The sequence below is a fragment of the Frigidibacter sp. MR17.24 genome, assembly GCF_037095655.1.
In the GTDB taxonomy this organism is placed as follows: Bacteria; Pseudomonadota; Alphaproteobacteria; order Rhodobacterales; family Rhodobacteraceae; genus Frigidibacter.
This window is the reverse complement of the sequence record NZ_JBAWKE010000009.1, coordinates 68,462-85,148: the sequence shown is the minus strand read 5'-3', so window position 1 is coordinate 85,148 and position 16,687 is coordinate 68,462. Positions and strand designations below refer to the sequence as shown.

15 protein-coding genes are annotated in these 16,687 nt (G+C 72.2%); 3 read left to right on the top strand and 12 right to left on the bottom strand.

All coding sequences use genetic code 11. The features are described from left to right. Positions 1-64: 64 nt before the first annotated feature. On the top strand, positions 65-1,450 hold the full coding sequence (locus V8J39_RS20185) for an aminotransferase family protein (protein WP_336462772.1): 1,386 nt from the start codon (positions 65-67) through the stop codon (positions 1,448-1,450). Positions 1,451-1,563: 113 nt separating this feature from the next. Here V8J39_RS20185 and rpiB read toward each other — a convergent pair whose 3' ends face one another. The 4 genes from rpiB to V8J39_RS20165 form a co-directional block, all read right to left on the bottom strand. Then, positions 1,564-2,013, bottom strand: a complete 450-nt coding sequence (rpiB, locus tag V8J39_RS20180; protein ID WP_336462771.1) for a ribose 5-phosphate isomerase B — start codon at positions 2,011-2,013, stop codon at positions 1,564-1,566. Between the two features lie 88 nt (positions 2,014-2,101). Next, positions 2,102-4,390: a xanthine dehydrogenase family protein molybdopterin-binding subunit gene (locus V8J39_RS20175; RefSeq protein ID WP_336462770.1), complete on the bottom strand. Its 2,289-nt coding sequence runs from the start codon at positions 4,388-4,390 to the stop codon at positions 2,102-2,104. After that, entirely contained in the window at positions 4,387-5,367 is a 981-nt protein-coding gene (locus V8J39_RS20170) for an FAD binding domain-containing protein (RefSeq protein WP_336462769.1), read from the bottom strand. Before V8J39_RS20170 ends, V8J39_RS20175 begins: the two co-directional genes overlap by 4 nt. Beyond that, positions 5,364-5,855: a (2Fe-2S)-binding protein gene (locus V8J39_RS20165; RefSeq protein WP_336462768.1), complete on the bottom strand. Its 492-nt coding sequence runs from the start codon at positions 5,853-5,855 to the stop codon at positions 5,364-5,366. The genes V8J39_RS20170 and V8J39_RS20165 overlap by 4 nt, the downstream gene beginning before the upstream one ends. 355 nt (positions 5,856-6,210) lie before the next feature. Here V8J39_RS20165 and V8J39_RS20160 point away from each other — a divergent pair, with 355 nt between their 5' ends. Continuing rightward, on the top strand, positions 6,211-6,759 hold the full coding sequence (locus tag V8J39_RS20160; RefSeq protein WP_336462767.1) for a TetR/AcrR family transcriptional regulator: 549 nt from the start codon (positions 6,211-6,213) through the stop codon (positions 6,757-6,759). A gap of 127 nt (positions 6,760-6,886) precedes the next feature. Here V8J39_RS20160 and V8J39_RS20155 read toward each other — a convergent pair whose 3' ends face one another. From V8J39_RS20155 to V8J39_RS20125, 7 genes are read right to left on the bottom strand one after another with little or no spacing between them, the layout of a single operon-like run. Next, complete coding sequence (locus V8J39_RS20155) at positions 6,887-7,273, bottom strand: acyl-CoA thioesterase (protein WP_336462766.1); 387 nt, start codon at positions 7,271-7,273, stop codon at positions 6,887-6,889. Between the two features lie 13 nt (positions 7,274-7,286). Continuing rightward, the gene (locus tag V8J39_RS20150) at positions 7,287-8,126 is read right to left on the bottom strand and encodes an alpha/beta hydrolase (protein ID WP_336462765.1); all 840 of its coding nucleotides are present in this window, start codon (positions 8,124-8,126) and stop codon (positions 7,287-7,289) included. Next, the gene (locus V8J39_RS20145) at positions 8,119-8,805 is read right to left on the bottom strand and encodes an ABC transporter ATP-binding protein (protein ID WP_336462814.1); all 687 of its coding nucleotides are present in this window, start codon (positions 8,803-8,805) and stop codon (positions 8,119-8,121) included. The genes V8J39_RS20150 and V8J39_RS20145 overlap by 8 nt, the downstream gene beginning before the upstream one ends. After that, positions 8,805-9,551: an ABC transporter ATP-binding protein gene (locus tag V8J39_RS20140; RefSeq protein ID WP_336462764.1), complete on the bottom strand. Its 747-nt coding sequence runs from the start codon at positions 9,549-9,551 to the stop codon at positions 8,805-8,807. The genes V8J39_RS20145 and V8J39_RS20140 overlap by 1 nt, the downstream gene beginning before the upstream one ends. Continuing rightward, positions 9,548-10,504: a branched-chain amino acid ABC transporter permease gene (locus V8J39_RS20135; protein ID WP_336462763.1), complete on the bottom strand. Its 957-nt coding sequence runs from the start codon at positions 10,502-10,504 to the stop codon at positions 9,548-9,550. The genes V8J39_RS20140 and V8J39_RS20135 overlap by 4 nt, the downstream gene beginning before the upstream one ends. Then, entirely contained in the window at positions 10,501-11,424 is a 924-nt protein-coding gene (locus V8J39_RS20130; RefSeq protein ID WP_336462762.1) for a branched-chain amino acid ABC transporter permease, read from the bottom strand. The genes V8J39_RS20135 and V8J39_RS20130 overlap by 4 nt, the downstream gene beginning before the upstream one ends. Before the next feature lie 47 nt (positions 11,425-11,471). Continuing rightward, on the bottom strand, positions 11,472-12,638 hold the full coding sequence (locus V8J39_RS20125; protein ID WP_336462761.1) for an ABC transporter substrate-binding protein: 1,167 nt from the start codon (positions 12,636-12,638) through the stop codon (positions 11,472-11,474). A gap of 497 nt (positions 12,639-13,135) precedes the next feature. On the opposite strand from V8J39_RS20125, the gene V8J39_RS20120 reads away from it, so the two are divergent. Then, on the top strand, positions 13,136-14,416 hold the full coding sequence (locus V8J39_RS20120) for an MFS transporter (RefSeq protein WP_336462760.1): 1,281 nt from the start codon (positions 13,136-13,138) through the stop codon (positions 14,414-14,416). On the opposite strand, the gene V8J39_RS20115 is transcribed toward V8J39_RS20120, so the two are convergent. Beyond that, a complete protein-coding gene (locus tag V8J39_RS20115) occupies positions 14,413-16,455 on the bottom strand; it encodes an NAD(+) synthase (RefSeq protein WP_336462759.1) in 2,043 nt (680 codons plus the stop codon). The two genes, V8J39_RS20120 and V8J39_RS20115, sit on opposite strands and share 4 nt — an antisense overlap. Between the last annotated feature and the right edge of the window lie 232 nt (positions 16,456-16,687).

Genomic DNA, 16,687 nt, shown 5'->3' with positions numbered 1-16,687 from the left:
CCGTGGCGCCATGGGGGAACCGGCCGCCCCAAGCTGTCCCCGCGCGCGCCCGAGAGGATCCCCGATGAACGCCCCGCATTCCCCCAACGACCTCAGCCACGTGATCGAGGCCGACCGCGCCCACATCTGGCACCACCTGCTGCAGCACAAGGCGCTCGAGACCACCGATCCGCGCATCATCGTCGAGGGCAAGGGCATCCGCGTCTGGGACGCCGCCGGGCGCGAGTTCCTCGATGCCGTCTCGGGCGGGGTCTGGACCGTCAACGTGGGCTATGGGCGCGAGAGCATCGCCGACGCGGTGCGCGACCAGCTGGTCAAGATGAACTATTTCGCGGCCGCCGCCGGCTCGATCCCCGGCTCGCTGTTCGCCGAGATGCTGCTGGACAAGATGCCGGGCCTGTCGCGCGTCTACTGGGCGAACTCGGGATCGGAGGCGAACGAGAAGGTGTTCAAGATGGTGCGCCAGATCTCGGCGCGCCACCACAAGGGGCTGAAGTCGAAGATCCTCTACCGCGAGCGCGACTATCACGGCACCACGATCGGGGTGCTGGCCGCCTGCGGCCAGCCGCAGCGGGCCGAGCAGTACGGGCCGTTCCCGACCGGCTTCGTCGAGGTGCCGCACTGCCTGGAATACCGCGCGCAGTGGGACCTGACCGGCGAGGCCTATGGCCGCCGGGCCGCCGACGCGATCGAGGAGGTGATCCTGCGCGAGGGCCCCGAGACGGTGGGCCTGCTGTGCCTCGAGCCGATCACGGCGGGCGGCGGCGTGATCACCCCGCCCCCGGGCTATTGGGAGCGGGTGCAGGAGATCTGCGCCAAGTACGACATCCTGCTGCACATCGACGAGGTGGTCTGCGGGCTTGGCCGTACCGGCACCTGGTTCGGCTATCAGAACTACGGCGTGAAGCCCGATTTCGTGACCATGGCGAAGGGGCTCGCCTCGGGCTATGCCGCGATCTCGGCCTGCGCCACCTCGGAGCGGGTGTTCGAGATGTTCAAGGACGATCCCGCCGACCCGATGAGCTATTTCCGCGACATCTCGACCTTCGGCGGCTGCGCGGCGGGCCCGGCGGCGGCGATCGAGAACATGCGCATCATCGAGGACGAGAAGCTTCTCGAGAACACGGTGAAGATGGGCGAGCGGCTGATGGGCAACCTGCGCGCGCTGCAGGACCGCCATGCCGTCATCGGCGACGTGCGCGGCCTTGGCCTGTTCCAGGGGGCCGAGCTGGTCGCCGACCGCGCCACCAAGGAGCCGGTGGACGAGAAGAAGGCGGCGGCGGTCGTGGCCGAGGCGGGCGCGCGCGGCGTGATCATCGGCGTGACCAACCGCTCGCTGCCCGGGCTGAACAACACGCTGTGCCTGTCGCCGGCGCTGATCGCGACGCCCGACGACATCGACGAGATCACCGAGGCGATCGACGGCGCGCTGACCAAGGTCTTCGGCTGAGCGAGCGCTTCGGCCGTCCGGGGCCGCCCGGCGGCGGCAGGACGAAAAGGGCCCCGGCGCTGCGCGCCGGGGCCCTTTTCGATCGGACCACCACGTGACGGGCGGCGGCGCGGTCAGCCGCCGGCCGGCTCGATCATGTCGACGCGGGTGGCGTGGCGGCCGCCCTCGAACTGCGCGGTGACGAAGGCGTCGACGATCTCGAGCGCGAGACCCTCGCCCACAACCCGCGCCCCGATCGAGAGCATGTTGGCGTCGTTGTGCTGGCGGATCATCCTGGCCGAGAACGTGTCCGAACAGACGCCGCAGCGGATGCCGCGCACCTTGTTGGCGGCCATCATGATCCCCTGCCCCGTGCCGCAAAGCACGATGCCCAGGGCACAGTCGCCCGAGGCGACGCGCTGCGCGGCGGCGGCGCCGTGCAGCGGATAGTGGGTGCTTTCGGGCGTGGTGGGCCCGATGTCGACCACGTCCCAGCCCTGCGCCGCGAGATGGCGGGCGACGGACTGGCGAAGGTCGATGGCGGCGTGGTCGCTGGACAGGACGATGCGTTTGCTCTGGGTCATGGGCCGCCTATAGCGCCGCCGCGGGCCGTCAGGCAACGGCAAACCGCGGGGACCGGGCGCGCGCGGCGCCCCCGGTCCCCGCGCCGGGTCAAAGCAGCCTGTCCATGGTGATCGGCAACGTGCGCACGCGCTTGCCGGTGGCATGGAACACCGCGTTGGCGATCGCGGGGGCGACGCCGACGATGCCCACCTCGCCCACGCCCTTGCCGCCCAGGACCGAGGCCTCGTAATCGGGCCGGCCGACCGAGATCACCTCGATCTCGGGGATGTCGGCATTCACCGGCAGCAGATAGTCGCCGAGATTGTCGTTCATCACCCGGCCGATGCGCGGATCGACGATGCCCTCTTCCAGCAGCGCCTGGCCGATGCCCATGATCACCCCGCCCTTGAACTGGCTTTCGGCCATCAGCGGGCTGAACAGCCGCCCGCAGTCGAAGGCCGAGACCACGCGCGAGACGCGCACCGTGCCGAAGTCCTCGTCGACGCGGACCTCGACGAAATGCGCGCACCAGCTGTAGCGGGCGAAGTCGCCCTCGGCCGGCGGCAGCGCCCGGCTGGCCGTGGTCCAGTTCGCCCAGGCGTCCTCGGGGCGCTGCTTGGCCTCGGCCAGCGTGTCGCGGGTCACGCCCAGGCTCTCGCGCCCGATCGCGGTCAGGAAGGCGCCGATCTCCATCGCCGCCTCGCCGCCCGGCAGCGAGATCCGCCCCTCCGCGACCTCGACCGCGTTCGACCGGCCCGCGAAGGGCGAGGCCGGATCGGTCATCGCGAGGCTCTTCAGCTCGTCGATCAGCGCCTGCCCGGCCTTCCAGGTGGCGCCGGTCATGGTCATCGCCATGCGCGAGCCGCCGGTGACGCCCGCGCGCGGCAGCACGCTGTCGCCAAGGCCCACGCGCACCCGGTCGATGCCCACGCCGAACAGCTCGGCCGCGGTCTGCGCGACCACCGTGTAGGCGCCCTGCCCCATGTCGGTCGAGGACGAGCTGACCGCGACCGTGCCGTCGGCATGCAGCTCGACCCGCGCCTCGCCGGCGGCGCGCAGCACCGGGAAGGCGCCCGCGGCGACGCCCCAGCCGATCAGCTCGCGCCCGTCGCGCATCGAGCGCGGCGCGAGGCTGCGGCCCGACCAGCCGAAGCGCTCGGCCCCCTGTTCGAAGGCCGCGCGCAGTTCGCGCGTGGACCAGGCGTTGCCCGAGAACGGGTCGCGCTCGGCATAGTTCAGCAGCCGGATCTGCAGCGGGTCCATGCCGATCTCGTGCGCAAGCTCGTCGATCGCGCATTCGATGCCGTAGGCCGAGGGATTGGCACCCGGCGCGCGCTTGGCGCCCGGGCAGGTCGCGTTGACGCGCACCGCGCGCTGCCGGGCGGCATAGGCGTCGTAGCGGTACATGATCTGCGTCACGCCCGAAGTGCCCTCGGCCCACATGCCGACCATGGGCGCCTCGCTCTCGGCGTCCTGGACGATGGCGCGCAGCAGGCCCGAGCGGTCGGCGCCGATCTGCAGCCGCTGCCAGGTCGCGGTGCGCCCGCCGATCAGCTGGAAGATCTGCGCCCGGGTCAGCACCATCCGCACCGGGCGGCCCAGGATCCTGGCCGATTGCGCCACCAGCGCGCCGAAGCCCTGCGCGAAGCCCTTCGAGCCGAAGCCGCCGCCGATGTAGGGCGAGATCACGCGCACGTTCTCGAACGGGATCCCGAACCATTCGCTGTAGCTGCGCGCGGCGCCGTCGAGCCACTGGTTCGGCTCCCACAGGGTCAGGCGGTCACCGTCCCAGGCGGCGGTCAGGCCGTTCAGCTCGATCGGCATCTGGTATTCGCGCGGCAGCCGGTACTCGAGGTCCAGCTGCACCTCGCAGTCCGCCAGCACCGCCTCGGCCTCGCCCACGGCGCGGTCCATCGCCGCCAGCGGCAGCCGCGCCTCGGGCGGGGCCAGTGCCATCTCGGGGCGCAGATCGCCCGCCTCGTAGGTCACGCGCACCAGCCGCGCGGCCTCGGTCGCCTGCTCGAAGGTCTCGGCCACCACAAGGCCGATCGGCTGCCCGAAGAAGGTGATGTCGTCCGACAGCGCGTGAAACACCGGATCGGCAGGCGGATTGCCCAGGAAATCATGCGCGCCCTTCAGCGCGGGCAGGCCGGCGCGGGTGTGCACGGCGATCACGCCGGGGGCGGCCTCGGCGGCGGCGGTGTCGATCGCGGCCACGCGGCCGGCGGCGACGGTGGCCCCGACCAGGACGCCGTGCGCCAGCCCCGCCACCGGCTGGTCATAGGCGAAGGGCACCGCGCCCCTCGTCTTCATCGCGCCCTCGAACCGGGGCGGGCGGCCGCCAAGCTGGCTGTCGCTGGCAAGGCCCAGCTTGCGCGGTGCGGTGGTGATGGTCATGCGATACCTCCGATCTGCAGGATCGCCCGGGCGGCAACGCGCGGGGCGAGATCGATCTTGAAGCCGTTGGCGCCCTGCGCCTCGGCGCCCTCGACGGCAAGGGCGGCGGCGGCGCGCACCCCCTCCTCGGTCAGGGCCTTGCCGGTCAGCGCCGCCTCGAGCGCGGGCAGCCGCCAGGGGATGGTGCCGACGCCGCCCATGGCGATGCGCAGCGCGGCCACGGTGGTGCCGTCCGCCTCGAATGCGATGCCGACGGCGGCGCTGGCGGCGGCGAATTCATAGGACGCCCGGTCGCGGATCTTCAGATAGCCCGACCGGCGCGCCGCGGCCGAGGCCGGGATCGCGATGCCGGTGATGATCTCGCCCGGGGCCAGCGGGTGCTCGACCTCTGGCGTGGTGCCGGGCAGCGGGAAGAACTCGGCCATGGTCAGGCTGCGGTCGCCAAGCTGCACCACGGCGTCGAAGGCCATCAGCGCGACGGCGAGATCGCCGGGCGCGGTGGCGATGCAGGCCGGCGAGGTGCCGAGGATCGCGTGGTTGCGCGTGGCCCCGCCGATCGCGGCGCAGCCCGAGCCGGGGGCGCGCTTGTTGCAGGCCGGGAAGGTCGCGGGGTCGCGGAAATAGGCGCAGCGGGTGCGCTGCATCAGGTTGCCGCCGATCGTGGCCATGTTGCGCAGCTGCGCCGAGGCGGCAAGCAGCAGGCTGTCGCGCACCGCCGGGACGGCGGCGGCGATGCCCGGGTCGGCCGCGACCTCGGCCATCGTCGCCAGCGCCCCGATCCGGGCGCCGTCGGCGTCGGTCTCGATCGCGTCGAGGCCGCTGAGCCGGGTGATGTCGACCACGCGTTCGGGCGCGATCACCCCGGCCTTGGCAAGGTCGACGAGCGTGGTGCCGCCGGCGAGCGGCATGGCGCCGGCCTCGGCCGCGGTGCCGGCCTCGGCGAGGTTGGTGGCGCGGGTATAGGCGAAGTCCCTCATGCCGGTTCTCCCTGCAGGGTGACGGCGGCGCGGCGCACCGCGGCGGTGATGGCGTTGTAGGCGCCGCAGCGGCAGATGTTGCCCGACATCCATTCCCGGATCTCGGCGTCGCTGCCGGCGTGCCCCTCGCGGATGCAGGCCACGGCCGACATGATCTGGCCCGGCGTGCAATAGCCGCACTGGAAGGCGTCCTCGGCCAGGAAGGCCTGCTGCACCGCGTGCAGCACCTCGCCCTCTGCCGGGGACAGCCCCTCGATCGTGGTGACCGCGCGGCCCTCCATCTGCGCGGCGAGCGTCAGGCACGACAGCACCCGCTCGCCGTCGACATGGACGGTGCAGGCGCCGCACTGGCCGTGGTCGCAGCCCTTCTTCGCGCCGGGGCTGTCCAGCCGGTCGCGCAGCGCGTCCAGCAGCGTCACCCGCGGCTCGGCGTGCAGGGTGACCTCGCGGCCATTGAGGGTGAATGTCGTCGTCACATCGGTGGTCATCGGCTCAGGCTCCTTGTCGGGCTGGCGGGTCGCCTTGGCTGGTGGGGCAGCGTTCCGGCGCCGGCAGGACACCATGGTGTCGGGCACCGGGGTCCGGCACGGACGCGAACGCTGGATCGGCACTGGTACGGGTCGGGCCGGCGGCGGGTCAGGACAGCGGGTCGGGACGGCGGGCGCGGGGTTTCCTCCCGGCCCGAAGCACCCTAGGTTGAGCCTGCCGGCAGGGCCCTGCATAAACGGAGGCTGCCTCCGCTTGGCGCAAGATAGGATCTCTGGGATGAGTTGCAAGGGCGAAAATGCATCTGCCGGGCCGGCCGAGTCCGCGGCCGTCGGCACGGTGCCGCCCGAGCGGCCGATGCGCGCGGATGCCCGGCGCAACCGCGAGGCGCTGATCGCCACCGCCGGTGCCGCGTTCGCCGCCGACGGGGTGAGCGCCTCGCTGGAAGAGATCGCACGGCGCGCCGGGGTGGGGATCGGCACGCTCTACCGCCATTTCCCCACGCGCGAGGACCTGGTCGAGGCGGTCTATCGCCGCGAGGTCGAAGAGCTGTGCGCCGCCGCCGACCGGCTGCTGGCCGAGCATCCGGCGGACCGCGCGCTCGAGCTGTGGCTGCAGCGCTTCATCGACTATGCCGCGACCAAGCGCGGGCTGATCGAGGGGCTGCGGGTGATCTTTGCCGCCGGAACCGGGCGGCTGTCGGACATTTCGGGCCGGATCTCGGGCGCGCTGGAGCGGCTGATCCGCGCCGCGCGCGAGGCCGGGCTGATCCGCACCGACCTCGGGACCGAGGACGTGCTGCACGCGCTGACCGCGATCCATGCCGCGCCGCAGGGGCCGGACTGGCGCGACCGCTCGCTGCGGCTGGTGCAGCTGGTGATGGACGGGCTGCGCTGCCGCGCCTGAACGGCCGGTCCGCCCGCGCCGCGTGGCTTTCGCAGGCGATCCGCCTGCCCCGGCGCCCGGACCTGCCCCGTTCGACGGGCCTTCGCCAGTGCACCCTGCCCCGGCGCCCGGTCATCGGCCCCGGGGTCTAGCCCTTGGGCACCGGGCGCGGCCGGCCCTCGGCGTCGAGCGCGACGAAGGTGAAGACGCCCTCGGTCACCTTCTCGGCCTCGGCCTCCATCCGCTTGCGGCGCCAGACCTCGACGCCGATGCGCATCGAGCTGGTGCCGACGCGCAGCAGCTCGGTGAAGACGGTGACCTCGTCACCGACCTTGACCGGTTGCAGGAAGGCCATGGCGTCGACGGCGACGGTGGCGGTGCGCCCCTGGGCGATCATGCCGGCGGTGGCGCCGGCGGCCATGTCCATCTGCGCCATGATCCAGCCGCCGAAGATGTCGCCCGACAGGTTCATGTCGGCGGGCATGGCGATGGTGCGCAGCGCGGGGCGCCGGCTGTCGGGGGAGGTGTCGTGCATCGGGGGGGCGCTTTCAGGCGGTGATCAGGGTGCGCGTCAGCGGGTGATCGGGATCGGCCAGACCGTCGACGACGGTGAAATGATGCCGATCCGGCTCCTCGACGCAAGCGGTGGCGGCGCCGAGCCCGCGCCAGACCTCGGGCAGAAGCCGGTTCTGGCGCAGGAATTCCGAGGTCTCGCGCTGGCCGGCCCAGGCCACCAGCCGGGTGCCCGGCCGCGGCGCCAGAAGCGCGGGGCTTTCGGCCGCGGCCTCGGCCGGGTCGAGCCCCAGCGTCGAGTTGCGCCGGGTGTGCAGCAGCGGGCGCAGGTCGTGCAGCCCCGAGATCGAGACCACCACCGCAAGCCGGTGCGCGACCGACGGCGGCAGCGGCGCGTCGGTGCAGGCCATGCGCGCCACCAGATGGCCGCCGGCCGAATGCCCCGCCAGCCGGATCGGCCCGGCCACCTCGCCCGCCGCGGCGGCGATCGCGGCGCCGATCTCGGCGGTGATGCCGGCGATGCGGATCGCGGGGGCCAGCGAATAGGTCGGCATCGCCACCGCCCAGCCATGCGCCAGGGGCCCCGCGGACAGCTGCGACCAGAAGCTTTCGTCAAGCCCCATCCAGAAGCCGCCGTGGACATAGACCACCAGCCCCGCCGGCGTCCCCTCGGGCAGGAACAGGTCGTAGCGGTTGCGCTCGGCCGGGCCATAGCGCAGCCCAAGCCGCGCCCGGCCCGTCACCGCCAGCCGGTCCCGCAGCGCCTTGGCGGGGTCGACCCACAGCCCCGGCCAGCGTTCGGCACTGGGGATGTTGGCGGCATTGTTGTAGAGGTTGTCCCAGTCGGAGACCGCCCGCAGGATAGCGTCAGACATGCAGGTAGCGCTCCTTCACCTTGGGAGAGCTACCTAGCGCTTCTGTGCTGCCCGTCCAGACGACGCGCCCCCGTTCGATCACGACGTGGCGGTCCGCGAACCGCGCCAGCGCGTCGAGGTTCTTGTCGATCACCAGCACCGCCTGCCCCTCGGCCTTCAGCCGCGCGAGACAGGCCCAGATCTCGTCGCGGATCAGCGGCGCCAGCCCCTCGGTCGCCTCGTCGAGCACCAGCAGCCGCGGGTTGGTCATCAGCGCGCGCCCGATCGCCAGCATCTGCTGCTCGCCGCCCGAGAGCTGGTCGCCGAAATGGCCCGCGCGCTCGGCCAGGCGGGGGAACAGCCCCCGCACCGCCGCGAGGTCCCAGCGCCCGGGACGGCGCGTGGCGACCAGGTTCTCGGTCACCGTCAGCGTCGGGAACACCTGCCGCCCCTCGGGCACGAGCCCCAGCCCCGCCTGCGCGATCCGGTGCGGGGCCGCGCCGGTCAGGTCCGCGCCCGCGACCCTGACCCGCCCGGCCCAGGGCGCGATCAGGCCGAAGATCGCCTTGACGGTCGTGGTCTTGCCCATGCCGTTCAGGCCCATCAGCGTCACCGCCTCGCCCTCGGCCACCGACAGGTCGATGCCGTGCAGCACCTGCGCCGCGCCATAGCCCGCGACCAGCCCCTCGACCGACAGCATCACGCGTCCTCTCCCAGATAGGCCGCGCGCACCTTCGGGTTCGCCCGCACCTGGTCGGGCGCGCCGCCGGCGATGATCTCGCCGTAGACCAGCACCGAGATCCGGTCCGCCAGCGCGAAGACCGCCGTCATGTCATGCTCGATCAGCACCATGCTGACGCGCCCCTTCAGCCGGTCGATCAGCGCGACCAGCCGCTCGGCCTCCTCGCCCGCCGTGCCGGCCAGCGGCTCGTCGAGCAGCAGGAGCCGCGGCCGGGTGGCGAGCGCCACCGCCAGTTCCAGCTGCCGCCGCTCGCCATGGCTGAGGGCGCCGGCGAGGCGATAGGCGCGATCGGTCAGCCCGACCTCGGCCAGCGCGTCGGCGGCCTCGGCGTTCAGCGCGCGTTCGGCGGCGGCGGGGCGGAAGAAGCGGAAGGACGAGCCCGCCCGCGCCTGCACCGCCAGCGCCACGTTCTCGAGCGCCGAGAGCCCCGGCAGCAGCGTGGTGATCTGGAAGCTGCGCGCAAGCCCGCGCCGCACCCGCCCGGGCATGTCGAGCCGGGTCACGTCCTGCCCGGCATAGTCGATCCGGCCCCGGTCGGGGGCGATCTGCCCCGAGAGCTGCGCGACGAGCGTGGTCTTGCCCGCGCCGTTCGGGCCGATGATCGCGTGCAGCTCGCCCTCGGCCACCGTGAAGGACACGCCGTTGGTCACGGCCAGCGCGCCATAGCTCTTGTGCAGGTCGTGGACGGCGAGCAGCGGGGTCATTCCCGCCCCCCCGTCAGCCGCCGCGCCAGGCCCGTGAGTCCGCCGGGCGAATACAGCACCACCAGCACCAGCAAAAGCCCGAAGCCCAGCCGCCAGTGGTCCGACCACCGCGCGAGGCCTTCCTCGAGCGCGATGGTCACGACCGCGCCCGCGACGGCGCCGGTCAGGTTGCCGATGCCGCCCAGGATCACCATCACGATCAGCTCGCCCGAGCGCTGCCAACTCATGTAGGCGGGCGAGACGTAGAGCGCCTGGTTGGCGAGGAACACGCCCGCGACCGCGCAGATCCCGGCCGAGATCAGGTAGGCGGTGAGCTGGAACGGGAACGGCCGGAAGCCCACGGCCTGCATCCGCAGCGCGTTTTCCCGCGTGCCGACCAGCACCCGGCCGAAGCGCGAGCGCACCAGCGCCCAGAGGCCGGCGAAGGCCAGCGCCAGCGCGGCGAGGGTGACGTAGTAAAGCCCCTCGTCCGTCTCCATCAGCCGCAGCCCCGCGAGGGTCGAGCGGTGGGTCAGCGCCATGCCGTCGTCGCCGCCCAGCGCCGAGAGCGAGACGAAGAAGAAATAGGCCATCTGCCCGAAGGCGAGGGTGATCATGATGAAATAGATCCCGCGCGTGCGCAGCGAGATCGCGCCGGTGAGCGCGGCGACGGGCAGCGCCACGGCGAGCGCGGCCAGCACCTGCAGCGCAAGGTCGTCGATGCCCCAGCGCATCAGCACGCCCACCGCATAGGCCCCGAGGCCCAGCCAGGCGGCATGGCCGAAGCTGACCATCGCGCCGTAGCCCAGGATCAGGTCCAGCGACAGCGCGGCGATGGCGAAGACCAGCATCCGCCCGCCGACGACCACCAGGAACGGGTCGCCGAGCGCCAGCGCCACCGGCGGCAGCGCGGCCAGCGCGGCGAAAAGCGCCAGCGCCGCGACGGGGCGGGTCAGCAGCCGGGGCGCGCTCATCGCGCGCCCGCCCGGCCGAACAGGCCCGCCGGCCGCCAGGCCAGCACCGCGGCCATCAGGATGTAGACCAGCATCGGCGCCAGCACCCGTCCGGCCTGCGCCGCCGCCTGCGGGTCCATCACCGCGCGCAGCCAGATCGGCCCGAAGATCCGCCCGACCGTGTCGATGATCCCCACCATCAGCGCCGCGACGAACGCGCCCTTGATCGAGCCCGCGCCGCCGATGACGATGACCACGAAGGTCAGGATCAGGATGTTGTCGCCCATGCCCGGATCGACCGACAGGATCGGCGCGACCAGCGCCCCCGCGAAGCCCGCCAGCATCGCGCCGAAGGCGAAGACCAGCCGGAACAGCCGCCCGATGTCGACACCCAGCGCCGAGACCATCGCCCGGTTCGACGCGCCCGCGCGCAGCAGCATCCCCGCGCGGGTGCGGGTGATCAGCCACCACAGGCCCAGCGCCACCGCGATCCCCGCCCCGATCACCGCCAGCCGGTAGACCGGGTAGCGCATCGGTCCCAGAAGCGGGATCGAGGCCGAGAGCGCCGCGGGCATCGGCACGCTCAGCGGCGCCGAGCCCCACAGGATCCGCACGCCCTCGGACAGCATCAGCACGAGGCCGAAGGTCGCCAGCACCTGGTCGAGGTGCGGACGGTCGTAAAGCCTTCGGAACACGGTGACTTCCAGCACCAGCCCCAGCACCAGCACCGCCGGCAGCGCCAGGCCGAGGCCCAGCCAGAAGCTGCCGGTCTGGGCCGTGAACATCGCCATCAGGTAGGCGCCCACCATGTAGAGGACGCCATGCGCGAGGTTGATGAAATCCATGATCCCGAACACGAGCGTCAGGCCCGCCGCCACGAGGAACAGCAGGATCCCGAACTGTGCGCCGTTCAGAAGCTGAAGAAGGAACAGGCCCGTCATGTCGTCTCCGGCGGGCGCCCGGGCGCCCGCGCTGCAGTCCCTTCAGGTCACTTCAGCGGGCACTGGCCGACATAGGCGTCGGCATAGTCGGTGAAGACCTTTTCCACGACCGAGGTCTGATAGCTGCCGTCGTCGCGCTTCACCGCCTTGGTCAGGTAGAAGTCCTGCACCGGGAACTGGTTGGACGAGAAGGCGAAGTTGCCGCGCAGGCTGGTGAAGTCCGCGGCCTTCAGCGCCGCGCGCAGCGCCGCCTTGTCCTCGGTCGAGCCGACCGCTTTCAGCGCGCTGTCGATCAGCATCACCGAGTCGTAGGCCGCCATCGCGTAGATCGAGGGCACGCGGCCGTAGTCGGCCCGGTAGGCGGCGACGAACTCGGCATTGCCGGGCACGTCGAGGTCGGGCGCCCAGTTCGACCCCGAGAGCATCCCCAGCGCCGCGTCCTGCTCGGCCGGCAGCGTGGTCTCGTCGACGGTGAAGGCCGACATCAGCGGGATGTTCGACAGGCCCGCCTGCGCCCATTGCTTGACGAGGTTCACCCCCATGCCGCCGGGCATGAAGGCATAGACCGCCGAGGGCTGCATCGCTGCGACCTGCGCAAGTTCCGCCGAGAAGTCGAGCTGGCCGAGCGGCACGTAAAGCTCGCCGCCGATGCTGCCCTTGAACTGCTGCTTGAAGCCGTTGAGGCTGTCCTGCCCGGCCTGGTAGTTCGGCGCCAGAAGGAAGGCGTCGCCGATGCCCTGCGTGTTCATGTACTCGGCCAGGACCTTCGGCATCTGGTCGTTCTGGTAGCTGACGACGAAGACGTTCTCGTTGCAGTTCGCGCCCGCGAAGGTCGAGGGCCCGGCGTTCGGCGACAGCAGGAACGCCCCCGCCCCGGTGACCGGCCCCGCGATCGCGCCCATCACGTTCGAGAAGATCGGGCCGATGACGAAATCGGCGCCCTGGCTTTCGACCAGCTCGCGCGCCTTCTGGGCGGCGACGTCGGGCTTGCCCTCGGCATCGACCACGATCACCTCGGCGTCGAGCCCGCCGACCTTGCCGCCCAGCACCTTCTCGGCCAGCAGCACCCCGTCGCGCGCATGTTCGCCCAGCACCGCCGGCGGACCCGACAGCGTGACCAGCACGCCGATCTTCACCGGCTCGGACTGCGCCAGAAGCGGCGTGGCGGAGACGGTGGCGAGAAGAAGGCCCGCGAGGGCGGAGGCGCGCAGCATGTCAGGGTCCCTGTCCGTGTCTTGTCGTTTCTGTCGTTTCTGTCGTCCCGGCACGCGCCGGCCGTGCCGCCCCGCGCCCCGGCCCCGCCCGCCCGCGGCGGCCCGGATCCGGTGATGCCGCGATTTTGACGTCGAAACCCGAATTACATGCAATCTATTTCTGGCCGAGCGATGCCTTTCGGCCGCACCGCCCCTGCCGCAGACCGTCCGCACCGTCGCGGGCGCGGCCGCGGCGGGGTCGGAGAACCCACGGACGGAGGGAGGGCGGACGGAGGGAGGGCGGACGGAGGGCGCACGGCTGCGCGAAAGGCCTGCGGTGGCCGCGGGGAGCGGTGCCGGGCGGGAGGCCTGCGGCGCATTGACACGGGCCCGGGCGCAGGCTAGCCGGGCCCGATCCCCGCGCGCGCATCCGAAGTCCCGCCGCCGCTCCTGCCCCGCCCCGGACCCGAGCCCCGACCGACGCCGCCCTGCGCGCGCCCCATGCGAAGGGCGCCCGAATGTCCGACCCCAAGGCCGAAGCCGGCCTGACCACCGCCGCCGAGACCGGCCGGCCGATGCCAGACCCCGGCCTTGCCCCGGGCGTGCTGTCGAACCGCAACTACGTGAACTTCATCACCTCGCGCACCTGCTCGTCGCTGGCGTTCCAGTCGACGGCGGTCGCGCTGGGCTGGATGATCTACGACCGCACCGGCAGCGCCTACATGCTGGGGCTGGTCGGGCTGTTCCAGTTCCTGCCGATGCTGATCCTGACCTTCGCGGTGGGCGCCGTCGCCGACCGCTTCGACCGCCGCCGCATCGGCCTTGCCTGCCAGTGGGTCGAGGCCGCGACCGTGGCGGCGATCTTCGCGGCGCTCTGGCACGGCAGCCTGAGCGCGCCGATGATCCTGGCCGCGGTGACGCTGCTGGGCGCGGCCCAGGCGTTCGAGCGCCCGACGATGGCCTCGCTTCTGCCCGGTATCGTCGGGCCGTCGATGATCCAGCGCGCGATCGCGACCTCGACCTCGTTCATGCAGACGGCGCTGATCGTGGGACCCTCGATGGGCGGCGTGCTCTACGGTTTCGGCGAGCTGGTGCCCTTCGCCTTCGCGGCGGTCCTGTTCACCGTGGCGGGGATCAACATCATCCGCATCCGGCTGATCACCGCGCCGACGGCACGGGCGCCGGTGACGCTGGCCTCGGTCTTCGCGGGGGTGTCGTTCATCCGCGCCAATCCCGCGATCCTCGGCACGCTGTCGCTGGATCTGTTCGCGGTGCTGCTGGGCGGCGCGACGGCGCTGCTGCCGATCTTCGCCTCGGACATCCTGCAGGCGGGGCCGATCGGGCTGGGGCTTTTGCGCACCGCGCCCGCGATCGGGGCGCTGCTGATGTCGTTCTGGCTGGCCAGGAACCCGATCACCGCGGGCGCCGGGCGCAAGATGTTCGCCGCCGTCGCGATCTTCGGCGTGGCGATCATCGCCTTCTCGCTCTCGCGCAGCGTCGCGCTGTCGATCCTGGCGCTGTTCACCGCCGGCGCCGCCGACACGATCAGCGTCGTCGTGCGCTCGTCGCTGGTGCAGCTGCTGACGCCCGACGACATGCGCGGCCGGGTCAATGCCGTGAACTCGCTGTTCATCGGCACCTCGAACCAGCTTGGCGAATTCGAGAGCGGGATGCTCGCGGGGCTGATCGGCCCGGTCGCGACCGGCGTCGTCGGCGGGATCGGCACCATCGCCGTCGTGCTGATCTGGATGCGGATCTTCCCCGGCCTCGTGCGGGTCGAGCGGCTGGACGGGACCTAGCGCTCGGGCACCGTCGCCAGCTCGTCCAGCCAGACCGCGGCGACCGCGTCCGAGGGCGCGCGCCAGTCGCCCCGCGGCGAAAGCGCCCCCCCGGCCGAGACCTTGGGCCCGTTCGGGATCGCCGAGCGCTTGAACTGCGAGAAGGCGAAGAAGCGCGTGAGGAACACCTCGAGCCACTTGCGGATCTCGGGCCGGTCGTAGGCCCGCTTCTTGGCGTCGGGGAAGTGCGCGGGCCAGGCGCCGATGCCCTCGGCGCCCCAGGCCTGCTCTGCCAGATAGGCAAGCTTGGCCGGGCCCATCCCCTGGCGCAGCACGTACCACAGGAAGAAGTCGTGCAGCGCGTAGGGGCCGATCCGGGATTCGGTCGACTGCAGCGCCTCGCCCGGCACCAGCTCGGGCGAGATCTCGGTGTCGAGGATCGCGTCCAGCACCGCGGCCGTGTCCGCGTCGACCTCGCCCGCGCGGGCGGTCCAGCGGATCAGGTACTGGATCAGCGTCTTGGGCACGCCGGCGTTGACGGCATAGTGGCTCATCTGATCGCCGACGCCGTAGGTGCACCAGCCCAGCGCCAGCTCCGACAGGTCGCCGGTGCCGATCACGAAGCCGCCGCGCTGGTTCGCGAGCCGGAACAGGTAGTCGGTGCGCAGGCCCGCCTGCACGTTCTCGAAGGTCACGTCATAGACCGGCTCGCCGTCGGCGAACGGGTGGCCCATGTCCTTCAGCATCTGCCGGGCGGCGGGGCGGATGTCGAGTTCCTCGGCCGTCACCCCCATCGCGCGCATCAGCGCCCAGGCGTTGGCTTTCGTCTCGTCCCCGGTGGCGAAGCCCGGCATGGTGAAGGCCAGGATGCGGGAGCGCGGCAGCCCGAGCGCGTCGCAGACCTTGGCCGCGACGATCAGCGCATGGGTGCTGTCGAGCCCGCCCGAGATGCCGATGACCATGGTCTGAAGCCCGGTCGATTCGAAGCGCCGCCGCAGCCCGTCGACCTGGATGTTGAACGCCTCGTAGCAATCCTGGTCGAGATGGCTTTCGCGCGCGGGCACGAAGGGGAAGCGGCGCAGCGGACGCATCAGCGCGCCCGCGTCGGCGCGGGGCGGGTGGCTGAAGGCGATCTCGCGGAAGGGCTTTGCCGGGCGGGCGGTGGCGGCGTCGTTGAAGGTGCCGGTGCGCATCCGCTCCTGCGCGATCCGCCCGAGGTCGATGTCGGCCACGGCCTGGGGCGAGGGCCGGGCGAAGCGGGCGCTTTCGGCCAGCCTGTCGCCCAGTTCGTAGATCGCGCCCTGCCCGTCCCAGGCAAGGTCGGTCGTGCTCTCGCCCGCGCCGGCGGCGGCATAGGCATAGGCCGCGACCGCGCGCATCGACTGCGACTGGCACAGCAGGTGGCGTTCGGCGGCCTTGCCGATCACGATGTTCGAGGCCGAGAGGTTCGCGAGCACCGTCGCCCCCGCCATCGCCGCGGTTGTCGAGGGCGGCTCGGGCGCCCAGAAATCCTCGCAGATCTCGACATGCAGCACGAAGCCCGCGATCTCGTCGGCGCAAAACAGCAGGTCGGTGCCGAAGGGGACATCGGCGCCGTTCAGCCGGATCGTGCCGGTGGTGTCGCGGCCATGGGCGAACCAGCGCTTCTCGTAGAATTCGCGGTAGTTGGGCAGGAAGCTTTTCGGCACCACGCCCAGCACACGGCCGCGCGCGATCACCACGGCGCAGTTGTAAAGCCGCCCCGCCCGGCGCAGCGGCGCCCCGACCAGCAGCACCGGCGCAAGCCCGGCGCCCGCGGCGGCAAGCCCCGCGATCGCGCGCTCAACGGCGGCAAGGAGCGCGTCCTGCATCAGCAGGTCGTCGATGGCATAGGAGGACAGGCCAAGCTCGGGGCAGATCAGCACGTCGGCTCCGGCCGCGTCGGCCGCGCGCCATTCGGCCAGGGTGCCCGCGGTGTTGAAAGCCACGTCGGCGGGCCGGACCTCGGGCGCGCAGGTCGCCAGCCGCAGGAAGCCGTGGCGGTGGCGCGCCCGGAATGGCAGCGCGGACAGATCGGTCATCGGGGCCTCCTTCGCGGCAGGGGCCGGGGCCTGGCGGGCTGTCCTGCACGGACAGTCCCCGCAGGGCCGGGCCTGCGCGATCTTTCCCCCAGAACGGCGCGGAAATGAACCCCTTCTCGGCGGGCGGGTCGCGCAGGATCGGGGCCGCGGCGGCCGCGGAGGTCGGGGCGCACGGCGGGGGCACGGCGGGGACACGGCGCGGAGACGGCGGGAGAGGAGGCGGGGGCGCAGG